This is a genomic window from Paenibacillus sinensis, assembly GCF_019904155.1.
GTDB classification, from domain to species: Bacteria; Bacillota; Bacilli; order Paenibacillales; family Paenibacillaceae; genus Paenibacillus_AQ; species Paenibacillus_AQ sinensis.
Genome location: NZ_JAHCMB010000148.1, coordinates 1 through 20,933, shown reverse-complemented (window position 1 = coordinate 20,933; position 20,933 = coordinate 1). Strand labels below are relative to the sequence as shown.

At 53.5% G+C, this 20,933-nt stretch carries 20 protein-coding genes and 1 rRNA gene; 16 read left to right on the top strand and 5 right to left on the bottom strand.

Annotated elements, in window-relative coordinates; translation table 11 throughout:
- Positions 1 to 126: 126 nt before the first annotated feature.
- Entirely contained in the window at positions 127 to 1,875 is a 1,749-nt protein-coding gene (locus KIH86_RS16335) for an alpha-glycosidase (RefSeq protein ID WP_223087564.1), read from the bottom strand.
- A gap of 248 nt (positions 1,876 to 2,123) precedes the next feature.
- On the opposite strand from KIH86_RS16335, the gene KIH86_RS16330 reads away from it, so the two are divergent.
- The 4 genes from KIH86_RS16330 to KIH86_RS16315 all read left to right on the top strand — a co-directional run bounded on the left by KIH86_RS16330 (position 2,124) and on the right by KIH86_RS16315 (position 6,141).
- Complete coding sequence (locus KIH86_RS16330) at positions 2,124 to 2,945, top strand: transporter substrate-binding domain-containing protein (protein WP_223087566.1); 822 nt, start codon at positions 2,124 to 2,126, stop codon at positions 2,943 to 2,945.
- A 117-nt stretch (positions 2,946 to 3,062) separates the two neighbouring features.
- Positions 3,063 to 3,725, top strand: coding sequence for an amino acid ABC transporter permease (locus KIH86_RS16325; RefSeq protein ID WP_223087568.1), 663 nt, complete (start codon positions 3,063 to 3,065; stop codon positions 3,723 to 3,725).
- Positions 3,712 to 4,434 carry an amino acid ABC transporter ATP-binding protein gene (locus KIH86_RS16320; protein WP_223087570.1) on the top strand — a complete coding sequence of 241 codons (723 nt, stop codon included), beginning with the start codon at positions 3,712 to 3,714 and terminating at the stop codon, positions 4,432 to 4,434. Before KIH86_RS16325 ends, KIH86_RS16320 begins: the two co-directional genes overlap by 14 nt.
- Before the next feature lie 177 nt (positions 4,435 to 4,611).
- Complete coding sequence (locus KIH86_RS16315; RefSeq protein WP_223087572.1) at positions 4,612 to 6,141, top strand: Ppx/GppA phosphatase family protein; 1,530 nt, start codon at positions 4,612 to 4,614, stop codon at positions 6,139 to 6,141.
- On the opposite strand, the gene ppk1 is transcribed toward KIH86_RS16315, so the two are convergent.
- Positions 6,113 to 8,209, bottom strand: a complete 2,097-nt coding sequence (gene ppk1, locus KIH86_RS16310) for a polyphosphate kinase 1 (protein ID WP_223087574.1) — start codon at positions 8,207 to 8,209, stop codon at positions 6,113 to 6,115. The two genes, KIH86_RS16315 and ppk1, sit on opposite strands and share 29 nt — an antisense overlap.
- 455 nt (positions 8,210 to 8,664) lie before the next feature.
- On the opposite strand from ppk1, the gene KIH86_RS16305 reads away from it, so the two are divergent.
- A complete protein-coding gene (locus tag KIH86_RS16305; protein WP_407672291.1) occupies positions 8,665 to 9,312 on the top strand; it encodes a 3D domain-containing protein in 648 nt (215 codons plus the stop codon).
- A gap of 164 nt (positions 9,313 to 9,476) precedes the next feature.
- Here the strand turns inward: KIH86_RS16305 and KIH86_RS16300 are convergent, their stop codons facing one another.
- On the bottom strand, positions 9,477 to 10,322 hold the full coding sequence (locus KIH86_RS16300; protein ID WP_223087581.1) for a polysaccharide deacetylase family protein: 846 nt from the start codon (positions 10,320 to 10,322) through the stop codon (positions 9,477 to 9,479).
- A gap of 144 nt (positions 10,323 to 10,466) precedes the next feature.
- On the opposite strand from KIH86_RS16300, the gene KIH86_RS16295 reads away from it, so the two are divergent.
- The 7 genes from KIH86_RS16295 to mobB all read left to right on the top strand — a co-directional run bounded on the left by KIH86_RS16295 (position 10,467) and on the right by mobB (position 15,944).
- Entirely contained in the window at positions 10,467 to 11,171 is a 705-nt protein-coding gene (locus KIH86_RS16295) for a dihydroorotate dehydrogenase electron transfer subunit (protein ID WP_223087583.1), read from the top strand.
- Positions 11,164 to 12,132: a dihydroorotate dehydrogenase gene (locus KIH86_RS16290; RefSeq protein WP_223087586.1), complete on the top strand. Its 969-nt coding sequence runs from the start codon at positions 11,164 to 11,166 to the stop codon at positions 12,130 to 12,132. The genes KIH86_RS16295 and KIH86_RS16290 overlap by 8 nt, the downstream gene beginning before the upstream one ends.
- 39 nt (positions 12,133 to 12,171) lie before the next feature.
- A complete protein-coding gene (lpdD, locus tag KIH86_RS16285; protein ID WP_223087588.1) occupies positions 12,172 to 12,510 on the top strand; it encodes a prenylated flavin chaperone LpdD in 339 nt (112 codons plus the stop codon).
- Positions 12,511 to 12,579: 69 nt separating this feature from the next.
- Positions 12,580 to 13,248, top strand: a complete 669-nt coding sequence (locus KIH86_RS16280; RefSeq protein WP_038696408.1) for a PspA/IM30 family protein — start codon at positions 12,580 to 12,582, stop codon at positions 13,246 to 13,248.
- Between the two features lie 99 nt (positions 13,249 to 13,347).
- Positions 13,348 to 13,854 (top strand): DUF4178 domain-containing protein, encoded by a 507-nt coding sequence (locus tag KIH86_RS16275; RefSeq protein ID WP_223087591.1) that lies wholly within the window; start codon positions 13,348 to 13,350, stop codon positions 13,852 to 13,854.
- A 168-nt stretch (positions 13,855 to 14,022) separates the two neighbouring features.
- Positions 14,023 to 15,282 (top strand): molybdopterin molybdotransferase MoeA, encoded by a 1,260-nt coding sequence (locus KIH86_RS16270; RefSeq protein WP_223087775.1) that lies wholly within the window; start codon positions 14,023 to 14,025, stop codon positions 15,280 to 15,282.
- A complete protein-coding gene (gene mobB, locus KIH86_RS16265) occupies positions 15,279 to 15,944 on the top strand; it encodes a molybdopterin-guanine dinucleotide biosynthesis protein B (RefSeq protein WP_223110562.1) in 666 nt (221 codons plus the stop codon). The genes KIH86_RS16270 and mobB overlap by 4 nt, the downstream gene beginning before the upstream one ends.
- A 224-nt stretch (positions 15,945 to 16,168) precedes the next feature.
- Here mobB and xerS read toward each other — a convergent pair whose 3' ends face one another.
- Entirely contained in the window at positions 16,169 to 17,251 is a 1,083-nt protein-coding gene (xerS, locus tag KIH86_RS16260; protein ID WP_223087595.1) for a tyrosine recombinase XerS, read from the bottom strand.
- A 158-nt stretch (positions 17,252 to 17,409) separates the two neighbouring features.
- Here xerS and KIH86_RS16255 point away from each other — a divergent pair, with 158 nt between their 5' ends.
- The 3 genes from KIH86_RS16255 (at position 17,410) to KIH86_RS16245 (ending at position 19,812) form a co-directional block, all read left to right on the top strand.
- Positions 17,410 to 17,928 (top strand): GNAT family N-acetyltransferase, encoded by a 519-nt coding sequence (locus KIH86_RS16255; protein ID WP_223087598.1) that lies wholly within the window; start codon positions 17,410 to 17,412, stop codon positions 17,926 to 17,928.
- Between the two features lie 21 nt (positions 17,929 to 17,949).
- Positions 17,950 to 18,723, top strand: a complete 774-nt coding sequence (locus KIH86_RS16250) for an SDR family NAD(P)-dependent oxidoreductase (RefSeq protein WP_223087600.1) — start codon at positions 17,950 to 17,952, stop codon at positions 18,721 to 18,723.
- A 72-nt stretch (positions 18,724 to 18,795) separates the two neighbouring features.
- Positions 18,796 to 19,812, top strand: a complete 1,017-nt coding sequence (locus KIH86_RS16245; RefSeq protein WP_223087603.1) for a hypothetical protein — start codon at positions 18,796 to 18,798, stop codon at positions 19,810 to 19,812.
- A 66-nt stretch (positions 19,813 to 19,878) separates the two neighbouring features.
- On the opposite strand, the gene KIH86_RS16240 is transcribed toward KIH86_RS16245, so the two are convergent.
- Complete coding sequence (locus KIH86_RS16240) at positions 19,879 to 20,187, bottom strand: carboxymuconolactone decarboxylase family protein (protein WP_223087606.1); 309 nt, start codon at positions 20,185 to 20,187, stop codon at positions 19,879 to 19,881.
- 454 nt (positions 20,188 to 20,641) lie between these two features.
- Between KIH86_RS16240 and KIH86_RS16235 the strand changes: the two genes are divergently transcribed.
- Positions 20,642 to 20,933, top strand: a 16S ribosomal RNA gene (locus KIH86_RS16235); the annotation flags it as partial.

The window sequence follows — 20,933 nt, the reverse complement described above, 5'->3', positions numbered from 1 at the left end:
AGGCGTGCTTTCCGCCGGGCATCGGCTCGGGAAGAAAGCACGCCTTTTTGTTGCAGATGAAGCATCGGCTATGAGCTGCAGGTGTGCATGCCAGCGTAATGAGAAAGATTTAATCTTCTCTAAGCCTTATGCTTTCAGCCCTCGCGATAAAATCCGGAAGCCGAACGGCTCTAACGGGAGGCTCATATTGCCGCCTTCCGTCTTCACAGTGTCCCCGGTAAAGACATCCTTCCAGTCATCCCCCTCAAGTGGAAGCGAAAGGATGCGCGGCTCATCAAAATTGTTCATCCAGACCGTAATATGCTGCTTATTGTCAGCTCTCTCGAACACGAAGCAGAGTTCGTCCCGGCAAGCTTTCAGTATCCGGTAACGGCCGCTGCGGAGGGCAGCGTGGTCTTTTCGCAGCTTGATCAGGGTCCGGTAAAAATCATGAAGCTCACGGTCCTGTTTATTCGGGTCCCATTCCATGCACTTCCGGCAGTCCGGATCGACTCCGCCCGTCAGTCCTACCTCATCGCCATAGAAAATACAAGGCGTGCCGATGAAGGTGAACAGAAAAGCGACCGCCAGCTTCATCCGCCGTTTGTCTTCCTCCAGGCAGCTCAACAGGCGGGGGGTATCATGGCTGCACAGCAGATTGAAGATCACTTCATTGGTCTGCTGCGGATAGCGCATCAGGAGTGAGCTGATTTTGCAGCTGAACGTCCGGCTGTCCATTTTGCCCCCAAAGAACTCCAGAACCGTTCGTGCGAACGGATAGTTCATGACCGAGTCGAACTGGTCGCCAAGCAGCCAGGACAGCGAATCGCTCCATACCTCGCCGACGATATAGGCCTCCGGATTTGCCCGCTTCGCGACCTGACGGAATTCCCGCCAGAACCGGTGGTCGATTTCATCCGCGACATCGAGCCTCCAGCCGTCCAGCTTGATCTCCTTGATCCAGTATTCAGCCACATCCAGCAAATAGGCCTTCACCTCCGGATTTGCCGTATTGAATTTGGGCATATCCGGGTAGAACCCAAAGGTGTCGTACGTCGGAACGCCATCCACAACCTCAAGCGGGAAGGACTTGATATGAAACCACTCCGCATACTTTGAATCTTTTCCATGCTTCAACACATCCTGAAAAGCCGGAAATTCCCGGCTGCAATGGTTAAATACCGCATCGAGCAGCACGCGGATACCGCTGGCATGACATCGCTCAACCAGTTCTTTCAGGAGATTGTTATCACCAAAATGGGGATCAACCTGCTTGTAATCGATGATATCGTACTTGTGATTGGAGGGTGACAGGAACACGGGAGTGAAATAGATCGCATTGATTCCGAGATCGGTCAGGTAATCCAGATGATCAATGACCCCCTGAATATCCCCGCCGAAGAAATTTTCCCTCCCGGGCTTGCCGCCCCAAGGCTCCGTTACTTCCGGATCATTGCCGGAATCACCATTGGCGAACCGCTCCGGCATAATCTGGTAGAAGACGGCGTCTTTGGCCCATGCAGGCACCTCAAACAAATCAACCGGATGGATAAACGGGTATTCGAAATTGCCGACGGGTGGGACAGGCGCTTCCCGCAGAATGTCTTTTTCGCATACGAAGAACGTCTCGCTCCCGGATTCAATCCGAAAATAATAGGACAAGCGCCTGAATTTCGGCTTCACGCAGGCTTCCCAATAATCGAACAGGTCATCCGATGCGGCAATCTCCATTTGGGCTTCGGCACAGGTTATCTCCCAATCATATTTATCACCGGTCATGACGGTTATTGCAGCGGCGTCGTCCCGTTTGGTCCGAATCCGCAGATGCAAGGTTTCCCTGTCGTAAGCATAGGCCCATTTATCCCGCGGTACATGATACAAAGCTTCCAATTGCATAACAGTTCCTCCAATCAGCGTAGTTCGTACACGGAGCAAAGTCACGAAGCTAAATACCCGCAATCTTCATCCGGTGAAACCCGCCCTTACCAAATAGTGTGCCTATAATATCGGAAAAAAACTTTGCATAATCATGCGACATGAATTATAATAAATCGGTCCGGGACGAAGTAACATGTAACTAACACCTAACAAATAGAACAGGGCTGTGAAGACGCCCGACGAGAGAACAGGGGAGATACATCCAGATGAACAGATGGGTAAAAATGTCCATGGGGATGCTGCTTGCGGCAAGCCTTATTTCCGGCTGCGGTCAGAACAGTAAAAATACATCGAATGAGAGTTCCGCTTCGGGTAACAACGCTGACAGCACGCAGACTAAGACGCTTACGCTTGGAACAAGCGCGGATTTTCCGCCTTATGAATTCCACAAGGTCATTGATGGCAAAGATACCATCGTAGGCTTCGACATCGATATCGCCAAGGACATCGCTTCCAGCATGGGGGCGGAACTGGAGATCAAGGATCTGCCTTTCGATTCGCTGCTGAACGAGCTGTCCAGCGGACGGGTGGATATGGTCATCTCTGGCCTCAGCCCGACGCCGGAAAGAGCCAAAGCCGTCGGTCTGTCCGACATCTACTACAAGGCAGAGCAGGCCGTAGTTGTACGTGAAGCCGACAAGGACAAATTCAGCACAATGGATTCGCTGAAAGGCGCCAAGCTCGGCATTCAGACCGGATCGATTCAGGAAGATATCGCCAAGGGAATCGAAGGGGCGAAGCTGACTTCGCTGGCCAAGATTTCGGATATCGTGCTGCAGCTTCAATCCAACCGCGTGGATGCCTCCATCATGGAAGGCCCGGTTGCGAAGTCTTTTGTGAAGAACGTCAAGGGACTCGCCATCACCGATGCCAAGCCTGAAGTGGAAGATGACGGATACGTGATTGGTGTGAAGAAGGGCAATGACGATCTGTTGAAGCAGATCAACGACAAGCTGGCCGAACTGAAATCCTCCGGCAAAATCGACGAATATGTCACCAAGGCCGCTGAGCTCGCCGAGTCGAAATAATTCCGGGGTTTCCCAAATAACAGGACAAGCGTGCGCCCGCTCTTACCTCTGGAAGGCTAAGGCATAATGGCTGCACGCTTGTTTATTCCTGCTGACTAGGAGGTTATCCATAGCTATATGTCAACTTTTTTCAATATGATTTACGATTACCGTCACCTGCTACTGACGGGTCTTCAATATACGCTGCTGCTGGCGGTTATAGGGGTGCTGTGCGGCTTTGTACTGGGCATTGTGGTCGCCTTGCTGCGGATGTCACGCTGGGCTGTTCTCCGATGGATCGCCACGGCCTGGGTTGAGTTCCTGCGCGGCACGCCGATGCTTGTACAGCTCTTCCTCATTCATTACGGTCTTCCAGCCGTCGGTCTGGAATTTTCGCCGATCCAGTCGGGCGCTATCACCTTGACCATCAACAGCTCCGCTTACCTGGCGGAAATATTCCGGGCCGGCATTCAGGGCGTTGACCGGGGGCAGACCGAAGCGTCCCGCTCGCTCGGAATGACACAGGCGATGACCATGCGGTACATTGTGCTCCCCCAGGCGCTTAAGAGCGTGCTGCCGGCGATCGGCAACGAATTCATTACCATTATCAAAGAATCCTCCATTGTCGCCATGATCGGTGTTACGGATCTGCTGCTGCAGGCGCGTACCATTACGTCCATTACCTATGACGGCCTGACGCCGCTGCTGATCATCGCCTTGATGTATTTTGTGCTGACCTTTGCGCTGTCCAAGCTGCTTGGGCTACTGGAAAGGAGATTGAGCGCCAGTGATCACCGTTAATCAACTGCAGAAATCATTCGGAAGACTGGAAATTCTGAAAGGCATCGATTTGACGATTCAAAAGGGAGAAGTTGTGGTCGTTATCGGGCCGAGCGGCTCGGGAAAAAGCACCTTCCTGCGCTGTCTGAATTTGCTGGAGCAGCCGACCGGTGGCGAGATTTCCTTCGAAGGGGCATCGATTACAGACCGCAAGCATGACATCAATGCGACTCGTGAGAAAATGGGGATGGTCTTCCAGCAGTTTAATCTGTTCCCGCATAAAACGGTACTGGAGAATATTACGCTGGCGCCGGTTAAAGTGAAGAAGCAGTCAGCGGCCGAAGCGGAGCGGGTGGCGATGGAGCTGCTGCGGACGGTTGGCCTTGAGGACAAGATGGATGCCTATCCATCACAGCTCTCCGGCGGCCAGAAGCAGCGGATCGCCATTGCCCGGGCGCTCGCGATGCAGCCGCATGTCATGCTGTTCGACGAGCCGACTTCCGCGCTTGACCCCGAAATGGTCGGAGAAGTGCTGGAAGTTATGAAGAAGCTGGCTCTTCAAGGGATGACGATGGTCATTGTCACCCATGAAATGGGCTTTGCACGCGAAGTGGGGGACCGGATCTTGTTCATGGACGACGGCGTAATCGTTGAGCAGGGCACGCCGACCGAGGTGTTCGGCAATCCGCAGCATTCCCGTACGAAGGATTTTCTCAGCAAAGTATTGTAACGCGATTAGAAGCTGTCCCACAAGCCATGAAATGGCTGCATGGGGCAGCTTTGTTTTTTATGTAATATTTTTGCATGAAAGAAAGCTATGGTTTAGAAAAATGTGGACCGTTTAAAATGTAAATATGCTGCAAAGGGATGTATAATAAGGCTCAGCGACAAAAAAAGGGGACAAAGTATGGATAACTACTTAAGCCGGGTGGGGATCATCGACATCGGCTCCAACTCGATCAGGCTGGTCATCTATGAGACGACGCCGGAGGGCGGGTTCCGGATTATCAAGGAATGCAAAAATTCGGCCAGATTAAGCGAAAAAATTACGAAAGACGGATATCTGGAGCGGGATGAGCTGCAGCCGGTAGTGCCGGTGCTGCTTCAGTTCAAGAGCGTGTGCCGGATGTATGGTGCAGAACGCATCCGCGCCGGTGCAACGGCGGCGATCCGCAATGCGGCCAATTCGGTAGAAATCATTGATTACCTGTCGGAGCAGGCTTCACTGCCTATTGAGATCGTAAGCGGCCATCAGGAGGCTTACTTCGGTTTTCTCGGCGTTATCAACGCCTTTGATGCACAGGATGGATTTGTTATCGATATCGGCGGGGGGAGTACGGAAATCACCTTGTTCCGGAACCGAAAACACTGCTACAGCATCTCATTCCCCTTCGGAGCCGTCAACACCAATGTCATGTTCGGGCAGAACGGCAACTGGAGCGGAGAGCAGGTGCGGAAGCTGGAAAGCTATGTGCAGGGACGTCTGGAGGAATGCGAATGGCTGCGTGAGGGAAGAGGACTTCTGCTCTACGGGCTGGGCGGAACGATCCGAACCCTGGGCAAGATTGACCAGAAGCAGCGGAATTACTCGCTGCCCAATTCGCATGGGTACACGCTGTCCACCGATACGGTGAAGAAATTCATGGAGACGCTGCCGGTTATGCCTTTCGACAAGCGCAAAAATGTAGATGGCCTATCCAAGAGCCGTGCCGATATTATTGTATCGGGACTGATCATTTTTCATACGGTATACCAGTATATCGATGCAGGCGGGGCTGTTATCAGCGGCGAAGGCCTGCGCGAAGGGATGCTGCATGATCTGCTGGAGCCGGAGCATCCGGTCCGGGCAAGCGCTCTTGAGTACAGTCTCGGTACGCTTCAGCGCCTTAACCGGGAGGCCTCCAGCGGCTTTATGCACTCTGTCAGCAAGCTGGCCTGCGCTCTGTATGATGCGCTGCAAGAGGATGAGCATACGGAAGAGCAGAAGATGCTGATCTATGTCTCCGTCATGCTGTACCGCCTTGGAGCCAACATCAATTATTACCAGTCCAAACGTCACACTCAGTATTGGCTCATGAACTCGCCGATTCGCGGATTGACGCATCGTCAGCTTGTGCTCAGCGCCTTGATTGCTTCCTTCAGCACAAAAAGCCGGAAGCAGAAGCTGTCCGCCGAGCATAAGGACATTCTTCTGGCTTCCGACGAGAATTGGATTCATAAGCTCGGATCGCTAGTGCAATTGAGCGCCGCTCTGGACAGCAGCGATTTAGGTATTGAACAGCAGATCAAGCCGGTAAAAAGAGGCAGTACGCTGGACATCGAACTGACAGGACGCGAACGCCCGCTTCTTCGGCTTGAGGAAATCGATAATGCGCTCAAGGCATTCAAGAGCGCTTGGGATCTAAAGGTTACTTTGATTTATACTTCCACTCACTGACCTTCATGGCTTCGAACTGGCTCCGATAAGGAGCCTCTTTGTCGTCCGGGCGTTCATAATTCCCGCTTGGAGTCAGGAAGCTGGATTTCAGATTGTCCCGGAGCGAAATTCGCAGAATCTCAACGACCTGCTCACGCGCCTCTTTATCTTTCACTGGACACATCAGCTCTACACGCCGGGTCAAATTCCGAGTCATCCAGTCGGCGCTGGACATGTAGACTTCCGGCTCCCCGCCGTTCTCGAAATAATAAATCCGGGAATGCTCCAGGAACCGGTCGACAATGCTCCGGACCGTAATATGCTCGCTCAGATCAGGTACGCCCGGACGAAGACAGCATACGCCCCGCACGATCAGGTCGATCGTAACGCCGGCCGCGTTGGCTTCATACAGATCGTCGATGACCTGCTGGTTCGACAGCGAGTTCATCTTGGCGATGACTCTGGCCGGACGTCCCGCGGCGGCATGTTCACTTTCCCGCTGGATCAATCTCCGCAGATTGAGGCTCATGCTGCTCGGAGCCACGACGATTGCGTTCCATTCCCGGTTCGAGGAATAACCGGTAATTTGATTGAATAGCTCCGAGGCGTCAAGTCCGATTTCGTCCTTTGAGGTGAACAGGCTGATATCCGTATACATTTTGGCGGTATTTTCATTATAATTGCCGGTACCGATATGAACATAACGACGCAGCTCATTGTCTTCTTGGCGGACGATCAGCGTGATCTTGGCATGTGTCTTCAGCCCGACCAGACCGTACACGACGTGGCATCCTGCTTGCTCCAGCTTCCGGGCCCAGGCGATGTTGCGTTCCTCGTCGAACCTCGCCTTCAGTTCAACCACAACCGTAACCTGCTTGCCCGATTCCGCGGCATGCGCAAGCGCTCCGATTAGCGGCGAGTTGCCGCTCACGCGGTACAGCGTCATTTTGATCGCCATAACCTGATCATCCTCCGAGGCCTGGGTAATGAAGTCGATCATCGCCTCAAACGATTCATAAGGATGGTACACCAGAACATCCCGCTTGGATAATACCTCGAAGAAATCTTCCGTTTCATCGAATTCGGCCGGATAGACAGGTTCTATCGGCGGATAATTGAGATAGCCGTATCCCTTGAGACCCGAGGTGAACTGGCGGAAGAAGCCAAGATCAAGGGGACCATCAATTTCAAAGGTAAAATGCTCGGTTTCAAATTCGGTCTGCAGCTGCTCCAGCGCGAACGGGTGGATGCCCTTCTGAACCTCCAGCCGGACAGGTACGCCGCGGCGCCGTTTGCGGAGCTCTTTTTCAATCTCTTCGAGCAGGTCCTCGGCGCCTTCCTCGTCGATGCTGAGGTCGGAGTTTCGGGTCAGCCGGAATTCATTCACCGCAAGCGCCTGATAGCCGCTGAAGAGCGTTCCGATATGAGCCCTGATCACATCTTCAATGAAGATGAATTGCCGGCGCTTGCTGTTCGAACGGTGAGGAAGCGGAATGCACCGGGGCAGATTGGATGGAATTTGCAAGATGGCGAAGAACAGCTCGTCGTCCTCTTGGTCCTTCTGATCCTTCTTGCCCAGTACGACAGCCAGGTAGATGAACAGGCTGTGCACAAGCGGAAAGGGGCGGCTTTGATCCACGGCCATCGGTGTCAGCACGGGAAAAATAATGTCCCGGTAATAGTCCTCAACGGCTGTCTCCTGCGCATGGGTCAAACCCTCATAATCCACGAAGACGATGCCTTCTTTATGTAAGCTGCGGGACAGATCGCGGAAAGCGCGGTACTGTTCGTTCACACTCTGGCCGATGCGCTTATACAGCCGTTTGAGCAGACCGGAAGGGGTATATCCGGTAAAATCCTTCTTGGTATAGCCTGCCCGGATCTGGTCCTGAATCCCCGCAACACGCACACTGATGAATTCATCGAGATTGCTTGATACGATGCCTAGAAACTTCGCCCGCTCCAGCAGAGGGTTGTCCGGGTCCTGAGCCTCATGAAGGACTCTCCGGTTAAACTCGATCCAGCTTAGGTCCCGGTTCAGATAGGCGGCGGATGGACTGCTGTGTTGTTTTTTCTCTTCTTCGCTCATGTTTCCTCCAAATTGGCTACCAGAATGAATATACTCCATTTTATCATATTGCCTGCATCGTATTCATTGTACCTTCTCCAGAGCGATGAAATGTTAACGCAGTGTAAAATCGAAAAAAAACCTGCCATAAGAAGATACATCTTGCCGGTGTCCATGATCGCGACGGATATTTACCGTTGAATAAGGTCCGGTTATTAGTGTGCAGCATATGAACTCTTGTACTTAAATATAACAAATCTGACATGAAAAAAGCCGCTTTTTCTTCTATCAGAAACAAATTCAGGCAGAAAATAGAGGACTTTTCACGGAGTTTCGCACCCACTGGCAGCATTTACAAGTGCAATGGTTACAAAATTGTGATATATTCAAACCTGTTGAACAGCAAATCCAAATTCGCGTTGCCGCAAGAAACCTACATAAGCTTGTGCGCAGAACCTTAAGGAGGCACCATGATCATGATCAAGAACATCAAGACGGTTAAAGCCGCAGCCGCCCTGCTCGGACTCAGCGTGATGCTGATGGCCGCGCCCGCTCAAGCCGAGCGCATCCATGTCGCCGGGGATCAAACCACCTTTTACAGAGTTGCTCAAAAATATGGTGTAAGCGTGGATAAACTGGTACAGGCCAATCCGAGTGTCGACCCTCAGAATATATATCCGGGCCTGCGTCTCGTCGTCCCTGACAACAGCGCCCTGGCCTTATCGGAAGTGGCCAGCGCCGCCTCAGCCAAAGAATCGGATCAGGGAGACAAGACAGTGGAGGCATGGGGCAAGGTCTTTAGCTATGAGAAAACCTTGCAGGTCAAGGCAACCGCATATTCTTCGGCTCTGGACGAGAACGGACCTTGGGGCGCCGTCGATTATTTCGGCAATCCGCTGAAGCTGGGAACAATCGCCGTCGATCCTTCTGTGATCCCGCTCGGCACGAAAGTGCTGGTCACGGGGTATACTCATCCTGGACTGCCGAAGCAGGCATTTGTCGCTACAGCTCTGGATACGGGAAGCGCCATTAAAGGCAACCGGATCGACATCTTCATTCCTGGCAGCCAGAGCTTTGTCTCGGAATTCGGATTTCAGAACGTGGAACTCTATTTGATTAATTAATCATCACGATCAAGTTAACGGCCACGGTTGGCAGGATACAGGAGTAATATCCCGGTCCCGTTAGCCTTCCCCAAACAAAGCCGGACGGGCTCAGCCCGTCCGGCTTTGTTTGTTTCGCTTCATCAAGGGAGGCACAGGATGTTTGCCCATTAATGCATCCGGTTTTAACGGCTTTGCGAGAGATGAAGCATCTGGGGAACCGTTACGAAGGTATATCCCCTCTGGCGGAGGGTGTTGATGATATCGGGCAGCGCTTGAATCGTTCCCCTCAGGTCGCTGCCTTTGCCACCGCCTCCATGCTGGAGTATAATCGCCCCGCGGCCGGCATGAGGCAGCACATTCGCTTTGATCTGTTCGGCCGATATTCCCTTCCAGTCCTCGGAATCGACATTCCAATTAACGAGCGTGTAGCCGTTCGCGGCGGCCCATCTCAGCTGCTGTTCGGTAATGTCGCCGTATGGCGGGCGTATCAATCTGGGCCGAATGCCGACTATTCCCGCTATCGTATCCTCCGACCTTTTGATCTGTTTCCGGAAGCCCTGCAGATTCAGCTTTCTGAACTGCGGATGACTGTAAGAATGATTGCCGATGCTGTGCCCTTCCCGAACGATCCTCCGGACGAGCGCGGGATGCTTGGCCGATCGGCTTCCGACCAGAAAGAACGTTGCCTTGACATTGTACTTTTTCAGAATATCCAGAATTTTCGGGGTGAACCGGGGATCAGGTACATCGTCGAAGGTCAGGGCGATCTGTTTGACCCGGGGGCCGCTTGTCTTGATCGCATTCGGATATTTGCGGATCAGCTGGCTAAGGGTAAGGGGGGAGGCATTGGCCAACACCGGCCGGGACGCTTGATTTGCCGACTCTTTCTTGGGAAGGTTCCATTCCCCGAAGGATGATGCTCCGGATGAACGTGCCTCTGGAGTATAACCGGAGCAGCCCGACAGGCCGCAGACCAATGTCAGGATCAGAACGGCCGCCAGGAAGCGCGCCGCTGCAAAAAGTCTCATTACATGTTCTCCTTCCCGTAGTGGCGTTTCCGTCTATTATTTGTCTTTCATCCGAAAAACATTCAAAGGTGTGAAGAATATCACAGATTTTAAGTTTCTTCTCAGGCATGTTTATTAAGATAAAATTTGAAGGAGCTTGATAACGTGGGGACAGTTATTAGTAATGAAGTGCTGGCTGATAATGTTTACCATCTCCGGGTGGGCGGAGATTATGGCGGCCAAATGGGCCAATTCTACATGCTGCGCGCATGGGACAACTATCCGGTGCTGTCGAGACCTCTCAGCATCCATCAGGTCGGGGAAGACGGCATCGATTTCTTATATCATGTTGTAGGCGAAGGAACGGAACTGTTCGCGAAACTGGTCCCCGGCGATTCCATTCAATTGGAAGGACCGTTCGGCAGCGGCTTTCCCCGGGTAGAGGGACGGATCGCTCTGGTAGGGGGCGGAATCGGCATTGCGCCGCTGATGTACTGCGCACGAGAGCTTCCGGGCTGCGACGTCTACCTGGGCTATAGCCGGGAGCCCTTCGGGACTGAAGAATTCCGCCCCTACGCCGCGAAGCTGACGGTGGATGTCGGCGGTATCATTCTGGACAGCGTCGATTTCTCGGCGTACGACCATGTCTTCGTCTGCGGGCCTCACCCGATGTTGAAGGCTGCGCATCGCAAGGCCGCCGCTTCCCAATCAGAAGGAAGCCGGGTGAATGTCTACCTCTCCTTGGAGAACCGGATGGCGTGCGGCATCGGAGCCTGCCTCGTCTGTAGCGTCTCCTGCAAGGACGGACAGCGGAAGGCTTGCGCGGACGGACCCGTATTTTTGGCGGAAGAGGTGGTATTTCATGATTAGAACGGAAGCGACCGGATCAGCCGGAACCGAGCTTGACCTCAGCACCGTTATTGCGGGCGTCACCTTCAAGAATCCGATTGTGATGGCATCGGGAACCTTCGGGTTCGGACGGGAATATGCCAAATTTTACGATGTGAACGAGCTTGGGGGCATTTCGGGCAAAGGCCTTACGCTGAATCCCAAAGCGGGGAACCCGGGAATCAGGGTCTATGAGACGCCATCGGGCATGCTGAACAGTGTCGGTCTGGAGAATCCCGGCATTCATGCCTTTCTGCAGAAGGAGGGCGCATATTGGGAATCGCTGGACACCGCGAGGATCGTCAATCTTGGAGGCAACACCTTCGAGGATTATGTCACTGGAGCGGAGCTGATCCAGCAGGATGCCGACCGCCGGGCGGAGCTGGGAACGAAAGCGGTGGATATGATTGAGCTCAATATTTCCTGTCCTAATGTAAAAGAGGGCGGCATCGCTTTCGGCATCCGTACCTGCGACGCCCGGGAGCTTATCCGAGCCGTCCGCAGAGCGACGAGTCTGCCGCTGTCCGTCAAGCTGTCCCCGAACGCCGAGGATATCGCGGACATGGCTGCCATGTGCCAGGATGAAGGGGCGGACGCCGTCTCCCTGATCAATACGATCTCCGGCATGAAGATCGATGTGCGGCGCAGACGGAGCGTATTCAATAATCTGTATGCGGGCCTTTCGGGACCTGCCATCAAGCCGGTCGCGCTTCGCATGGTTCATCAGGTGGCGAAGAGAGTCAGCATACCGGTTATCGGCATGGGCGGGATTGCCTCTGCTACAGATATTGTGGAATTTATCATGGCTGGAGCCGCGGTTGTTCAGGTCGGCACCTATAATTTCATGAATATGCGGGCCGGTCGGGACTTGCTAACCGGTCTCCGGCAGTTTATGATCGAAGAAAATATCTCTTCCCTGGATGAAATCCGCGGCATCGTTTAAACATCGCAGTCATGCAGGTATAGTAAGGAGGGAGTTTTCTTGCCTTCGGAAGCTTTTGACCCTGAAGACATCGTCATCACCGGTTTCGAGGTGGGGCGCGATCTTCTATTGGTGATTACCGGCGGGGTCAGGCATATCGGGGCGGCCAGTATTGCATATCCGGACACGGGCGGCGTTTCCTCCGGAACCTCAGCGGTTCCCGGACACAAGGAGCATACGATCAGCGAACGGATCGCCAGGCAAGCAGCCGAGGCGCTTGGGCGAACCGTGACCGTTGTAATGGGCATCCATTACGACAATCTGACCAAGGAGCAAATATTTCGCGTGGTTGAGACGGTGGATCGCAAGGTGGATCAGTTTTTAAGCAGCAAAAAATGAAACGGATTCCGCTTATCTGCGTAAAACATATCAACAAGTTTAAAAACCATCTTTTGGAGGAATGAACATATGTCCATTTTTAAAAGATTGCGCGATTTAACGATGTCCAATATCAATGCGATTATCGACAAGGCTGAAGACCCGATCAAAATGACTGACCAATATATCCGGGATATGACCGAAGATCTGGAAGACGCCGAGAAAGCGGTCGCTGCCCAGATCGCGATTGAGAAGAAATTCAAGCAGTTGTACGAAGAGCAGGAAGCGCTCGTGAACAAGCGCAATCAGCAAGCCCACGCCGCCGCACAGGCCGGCAATGCTGATCTGGCCCGCCGCGCGCTGGAAGAGAAGAAGACGGCTGAAGGCAAGCTCGCCGAATACAAGACGAGCTACGACCAGAACAAGGCTTCGGCTGACAATCTCCGCGACAAGCTGGAAGAGATGCGCAAGCAACTCGGCCAGATGAAGAGCAAGCGCGAGACGCTGGTAGCCCGTTACAACGCGGCCAAGGCGCAGACTGAAATTAATAAGGCGATGAGCGGCTTCAGCTCCGATTCCGCGACAGCCGGTCTGAAACGCATGGAAGAGAAAATGCTCCAGGCCGAAGCCCAGGCGGAAGCAAGCAACGAAATGAGCAAAGGCACGAAATCGCTTGATGACGAATTCGAGCAGTTGTCCAAAGATCAGGGCGTTGAAGATGAACTGGCCGCTCTGATGAAGCAGTACGAGAAGCAATAAGAGCCTCCTGTCACGATATCGTGAAGGCGATGGCGGGGAGTAGCGGTGAATCGCTCTCCCCGCTCTTGTATGTACAGGGACCCGACAGGAGGAACGACCATGAGTATATGGAAACGTATTGGCAATCTGTTCGCCAAGGATGAACCGCTTCCCGCTCCGAAGAGCATGCTTCAGCTGTCTCCGGGTGATATCTGCGAGGTGTCGCTCGTCAGCTATGAAGTGACTGGGCGGGTCAGCAATTTTGGCCGCAATGCCGCGCTCTTGACGCTTCGCGACGGTGCGGCGCTGGCGTACTTGCATGTGGAGCAGCGGGAAGAGCTGCGGTACGCGCTGTATAAGGCAATCGACGGCCGGCTGGATAATCTGGCCGAGGTTCCGGCCACGATGGAGCTCGATGACATCCTCTACTATCTGGAGGAAGAGTACGAAGGGCATGTGGCAGTGACCGGTCAGACACCTTTTATGAATGCGGGCGACCAGCATGTATGGCAGTATCAATCCGACGAAGGCGAGCTGCTTCGTATTGAGTGGCAGAACGGGCGGTTTATGCTATATGAAGGAGAGACGATCATTCCGGGCGACGTTCAGGTCATCCGGGCTTCATAAGCATTTCTTCCGCAGGAAGAGCCAATAAATAAGCTGTGAATGAAAGCGGGTGGCCGTCAGGCATGCCTGCTTTTTTCGTGTTCGGCGTGCATCAGCCGAATTGGGATCATCGATTTTGGTATGTTACAATGAAACGGGTTCATTGGGAAAAAGGGAGGAATCGCGATGATGGAGGAGACCACCAAGAACGGCAAGTTCGGCAGGAAAGTGGTTCAGGTGCATGAGGCACAGCAGAAGCTGTTGGCATATGCTTCTCCGCTGGAGATGGAGAGAATTCCGATCGGGCATGCAGCCGGACGCAGACTGGCAGAGGATATTGCGGCGCCGCACCCCTTTCCGGCGTTCAATCGTTCCGGAATGGACGGCTACGCCGTCATTGCGGCCGACACGATTGCGGCGAAAGAAGGGGAGATCGTATGGCTCAAGGTTGTAGATGAAATTCCCTGCGGGTTCGTCTCCGAAATGATAGTGACGCAGGGGACGGCAGCGAGAATAATGACCGGGGCGCAGGTTCCGGAGGGGGCGGATGCCGTCGTCATGCTGGAGGCGACGACTACGCGCGAGGAAGACGGCGTGTCATGGGTTGGCGTGCGCGCGACCATTCAGGCCGGGCGCAACATCACACCCCGGGGATTTGAAATCCGCAGCGGAGATAAAGTGCTGGAGGCAGGCCGTAGAATCGGGGCAGGAGATATTGCCGTTCTGGCAACTTTCGGCATCGCTGAAGTCCCGGTGATCCGCCGGCCCAAGGTGGCGCTATTTGCGACGGGCAGCGAGCTGCTTGGAGTTGGCGACCCGCTGCAGCCCGGCAAGATCCGGGACAGCAATTCGCCGATGCTGGAGGTGCTGATCCGGGAAGCCGGAGGTGAGCCGGTAATGCTTGGCGCCATCGCCGACAATCTGGAGCTTGCCCGCGCCAAGGTGGAGATGGCGCTGGAAGCCTATGATCTCGTGATCACCATCGGAGGCGTCTCTGTCGGCGATTATGATATTATGGGCGATCTGATCCGGGAAGATCCGGGCGCCATGCTGTTCAACAAGGTTGCCATGCGTCCCGGCAGCGTAACGACAGCGGCTGTCCGCGGAGGAACGCCTATCATTGCACTATCCGGCAATCCGGGCGCCTGCTTCGTCGGTTTTCATTTATTCGCTTACCCGATGCTCGCCGTGATGCAGGGGTCTTCGTCTCCTTTGCTTCCCGAAGGTGTCGCGGTGTTGGCGGAGGATTATCATAAGGTCAACAATTTTACCCGCTTCGTGAGAGCGCGTCTGGAACTACAGGATGGAGTGGTGCACGCTTACCCGGCCTCCATTGATGAATCCTCGGTGATGGTCACGATCAAGGACAGCGACTGTCTGCTGGTCGTAACGCCGGATGAGCGGGGGCTCCGCGCAGGCACCAAGGTCCGCTACATTAAGCTGCCATGAAACGGGCAGCAGAAATCTTATCTCAGCAGCGGGTGCGGCATCTTGGACGCCGGGGAGAAACATGCAGACTGGCTACGGCCAATGAATCAAGATCAAGTATGGCGGGCAGGGTTCGTTCCTTCGCGGGACAAGCCGGAAGGCGTCGGCCTGTCGTATGCCAAATCGTCGGCTACAAGAACAGGGGCAAGACGACGCTGATCGCCGCTCTGATTCCAATTCTTCGCGAGCAGGGATTCAGCGTGGCTGTAATCAAGCATGATGTTCACGGCTTCGAGGCCGATCAGCCTGGAACGGATACCTGGCTTCATCGGGAGGCCGGGGCGGAAGGGGTGTCCATCACGTCGAATGAGAGCTCTTTCGTCTGGGAGTCGAGAAGCAGAAGACTGAAGGAACTCATTAGCGGCTTCTGCAGCTATGATTATGTGCTTGTCGAGGGCTTTAAGAATGAGGATTTTCCCAAAATGGTTCTTGTACGGGAGCATACGGATCTGGAACTGATCGGCGGTCTGAAGAATGTGAGGGCTGCCGTCTGCTGGCCAGCAATTCGCGCTTCGGGCGAATTTGACACTCTGGCCTGTCCAGTGTTTGAAATCGGCGATCTGCATGCAGTCGCCGGTTTTTTACAGCAGCAACGAACCTTATTATCAAATTACAATATATGAAAAATTCACAATAGAAAAGCATCTATACGCTCCCTCACCTCATGCCGAAGCCACCATCAAGCGCCTAACTTGCCAACATTATCTCACAGTTTGAAGGCGATCTGAAGGCCGGATCAGCAAAGAAAGCCGCACCGGTTCGGTGCGGCCTGATTTCAGGAACTGGTTCATGATCATTGGTGTGAACGGCAGACACTGACATTTGGCTGAAGCTGGTCGCACCGTTCTCAGGAATCCTGACGCCGCTCGATTGCTTCGGACATTGTCTTGTCCGTAAGATGCGCATAGACTTCGGTTGTCTCCGTGGAGGCGTGTCCGAGCTGTTCCTTGGTTTTATAGATATCATTTTGAAGATAATAGTCGGTTGCAAAGGAATGCCGAAGCTTGTGGACCGTTAAATACGGCTTGCCGAACCGCTTGGCATATTTGATGATCATTTCCTGAATCGCCCGCTTCGTCATGCGCTTGCCTTCGTTGCTGCCGTTGGGCTTGGCGACGAACAGCGCTTTTTCCTTCTTGGGTGTGACGTACCGGGTCTGCCGGAGATTCAAATAAGCTCTCAGCTCGTCCTTGGCCTGCTCCCGGAAATAGACCGGAGTCTTAAAGGTTTCATCATTGTTGCCCTTCCGGAATACATACAGCAGCTTGTTGTTCAGATCCAGATCGTCCACGTTCAAGTTGACGACTTCGGACACGCGAAGCCCGGAATTGAGAATCAGGCTGGCAATGCAGGCGTCCCGTTCGCGATTGAGCTGAAACGCATAGTAGGCCTGCTTGTTGCCCTCAACGTCCTTTCCATAGCCCTCCAGGATATACCCGACGAATTCCAGCAGCTCGTCTTCCTCCAGAATTTTACCCTTCAGCTTGGCTGCCGTATCCTTAGGCTTGTGAATTCGTTTGATCTCCACCTTAGCCATGATGTTTCGTTTGAGCAGCGGGTAGAAATTTTCGTCCTCGGCAATCTGACTGAGGTAATGAAACAGCGAGCGCAGCGCGGACAGCTTGCGGGATACCGTGATCCGTGAATTGGCGCTTTCGGCACGCGAGGTCAGATGAAGGCGGTAACCGGTGATGCTGTCCATATGAAGCGTCTCCAGATCGAGCAGCGTAACCTCCGCGTTGGAAGCGGCCTGCGAGATGCCCTCGGCGCGCAGCCATCCGAAGAACGACTCGTAATCGCGTACATATTCCAGAAGTGTGGAAGGAGAAAGATCGGGGAGCTTGAAGTCGATGAACTGGCGAACGAACCAGGGCATGGCCGGCAGCTTCAGTTCGAGCTTCTGACGGTCGCTCCATTTTTGAATGCTCATGGGGTCACCTTCTTCCGGTAAAATCGTAATGCACTCATTTTATCATGTTTCGCTGCGGATTACTTTTAAAGGCATCACCTTGCCGCCTTGCTCCTTGGATTGCAAAGTTATATCATGTGTGAAAGAAACGAAAAAAGCGACTAGCAGAGGTGACTCCATTGGAACTCGGACTTGAGCTTGTTCCCGCCGAGCGAAAAGCGATTATCAGCAGACTGATGCAGTTCTATCTGTACGATTTCACCCGCTATCTGGAATTGGATGTGGACCGGGAAGGCGCATTTCCCGCATATCCCGGCCTTGAGGCGTACTGGAACAGCGGCCACAATAAATATGCTTACCTGATTACCTGCAATGAGCGGCCTGCGGGCTTTGCCTTGGTGGACAGGCTCCTTCGCAGCAAGGAAGGCCAGTTCTATATGACCGAGTTTTTTGTGATGCAGAAATACCGCCGCTTCGGCGTCGGCACCTGGGCTGCCCATCGGCTGTTCGACATGTTCCAGGGGGATTGGAAGGTGTCGCAGATCCGCGCCAATACGCCGGCCAGAACGTTCTGGCATAAGGTGATCAGCGAGTACACCGGCGGAGTTTTTGAGGAGAAGCATAATCCCCAGCAGGGCAATCCGAGTCAGTATTTCAGCACGCTGCACGCCGGCAAGTCCGGAGGCGTCAATAAATAACGAGATCAGGAGAGTGAAACCATGTACTTGCCATCTTTCAATCTGCAGGGTAAAAAGGTGCTCGTCACCGGAGCGGGAAAAGGGATCGGTCGCGCGCTTGCCGTCGGTCTGGCTGAGGCCGGGTGCGACGTCGCGCTGCTCTCCCGTACACAGAGCGATCTTGAGGAGACTGCTGCGCTGATTGCAGAGCATACTTCGTCCCGGAGCTTCTGCTACCCGGCCGACGTCACGAGCCGCGAGCAGCTGGAGGATGCCATTACCCGCGCTTCCGCCGATTTGGGGGGACTTGATCTTCTGGTGAATAATGCGGGAATGAATATCCGCACCCCCGCCATTGACGTGACCGATGAGGAATGGGAGACCATCATGTCCACCAATCTGAAGTCAGCCTTCATGGGCTCCCAGATCGCGGCCCGGATCATGAAGGAGCAGGGGGGCGGCAGCATCATTAATATCTCCTCTGTCGGCGGCCATACTGCGCTGCGCACAGGCGTTGTATACGGTTCGACCAAAGCGGCCATGATCCAGATGACCAAGAATCTGGCGTTGGAGTGGGCGCAGTACGGTATCCGGGTCAACGCGGTAGGTCCGTGGTATTTCCGCACACCGCTTACCGAGAAGCTTCTGAATGATGAAGCCTATCTGAAACGGATTACGGACCGGACCCCGATGGGGCGGGTCGGAAGCCTGGAGGAACTCGTGGGTCCTGTTGTCTTCCTCGCTTCGGAGGCGTCCAATTATATGACCGGTCAGACCCTGCTTGTTGACGGCGGATTAAGCATTTTCGGATTCTAGAGCGATCGGATCGCGGGGCAAGCTGTAACTTTTTCCAGAGACATTCCGTCTAGGGGTAGAGGTGATTGTTCCATGAACTGGACTCGAAAATGCGCGGCGGCTTCGTTAATCCCGCTTACCCTTCTTATGGGCTGTGCGGCGGTCAACGAAGCTAACCAGAATAGTGCAGCAGCTGTACCTGGATATACCGTTAAATCGCCGTCCGCCCCGTCTTCGCCGGTTCCATTCGCATCAGGAATGCCGGCCATCAAGAGCGCTGCGCCTTCTTCGGTGCCGTCTGCCCTGCCTGCTGCTTCCAAGTCGGTCTTTTCGGATGGCAAGGTGCCGGATTATAACGGTTCGGGGCGCGGTTACACTATAGACGGCAGCGATGTCAACGCCAAGCTGTTAAGTGATTCCCTGACACCGATCGCTGTTTTTGTTCCCGAGACAATGGCGGAATTCCAGATGGGGAAGAGCAAGGCTTGGGGAACGCCTGATCACCGGAATTATGTGGTCTTTCACCCGGGCGGGCTGACGGTACGGACGGAGGAGCGGGAGCCGGTTCTGCTGCTGTACAAAGAATACAAAGGGACAGTGAAAGACGGCAATACGTCTGCCGATTATTTTGCCTTCAGCGTTCATGGCAAGCCTTACACAGCCGAAGTCCGGTTAACGCTTGCTGAGAGAGAAGCGCTGCTTCCTCTTTTTACGCAAATGGTGGGTTCAGCCCAGTATCTGGAGAAGAGACAGCTGCCCGAGCCCGGTGTATATGTTGCGCGCCCAAAACTGAGCGGGGAAGGGCAGAAGCAGATGGTTGACGCGGTCATGGACTGTCTGAAAGGGTGGGCCGGGAATGACCGGAAACTGTTCAATTCCGCCATGTATTCCCCGGAGACCGCGGATTATTTCAGCTATCTCTTCAGTCCGGACGTCAAGTTCCGCTTCAGTTCCTTGACCTATGAGGGACAGCCCAAGGATACGAAGCGGGTGGATTTTCTGCTGGAGTATCAGGCCATGCACGATAACGGCTATTTGTCCGAGGGGATCTATACAATTTCTCTACTGAAAAACAAGCAGGGTGAGTGGAAGGTCGCGCAGATTGATTAGTAAGCATCAGGGGTACTGGAAAGACGGCTGTGGGGAAGATGCATGTTCTCCGCAGCCGTTGTTGTTCTATTCCTCGTCAAAAGCGGAAAGCGCGGCGGGCAGCGCCTGAATGACAGCATTTCCGACCGCTGGCAGACCGACCAGGATGCTGCTGATAATCTCATCTCTTGTTGCACCGAGTTCTTTAGCCTGTTTCACATGAAAAGGAATCCCGCCCTCCAGACGGGCTGCTGCCAAGACTGCCAAATATGCAAGTGCTTGTGTCTTCTTATCCAGTTTACTGGCGCTGTCCATCCGTTCCACGAGTTCTCTCCAGGCACTTTGCTGCTGCGGCGCTTCTTTGGCAAATGTCATAAAAGATTGACTGATGCTCATTCGTATACCTCCTCATAATAAGTGCGATTGTTCGATCCTATCGTCTCTACCTACTCTATCACAATTGCAAATTGTGCCAGTTCTAAAAGTCACAGTACTTCAAGGGATCGACAACCGGTGCAAAATGATGCTCAGTGCTATACATCCCTATATGAAAAAAAGGACAGTGCATTAGCAACCGGTTGAATCTACCACTTGATTGACTCTATCTGAATATGATATATTCTATTTCCGGCCAAGAAACACGAGCTGCTGATTCAAAAAGAAATAAAAAAGCTTGCGTTGATCACTTGGTTGTGATAAGATATAAGAGTTGCTGCTGAGGAACACAAGCGACGATGAAAGTCTTAAATGAAGCTTGATCTTTGAAAACTGAACAACGAGTGAGTATTAAATGAGAATTAATTTCTCGTCAGATTCAAAATGAGCAATCAGCTCTTTCTATACTCGTTCCGGAATGATCGGCTCAGCTGAGATCGACCCAATCNCGTGCCTAATACATGCAAGTCGAGCGGAGTTATGAAGGAGCTTGCTCCCGAATAACTTAGCGGCGGACGGGTGAGTAACACGTAGGCAACCTGCCCTTCAGACTGGGATAACTACCGGAAACGGTAGCTAATACCGGATAATTCCTTTCTTCGCCTGAGGGAAGGATGAAAGACGGAGTAATCTGTTACTGAGGGATGGGCCTGCGGCGCATTAGCTAGTTGGTGGGGTAACGGCTCACCAAGGCGACGATGCGTAGC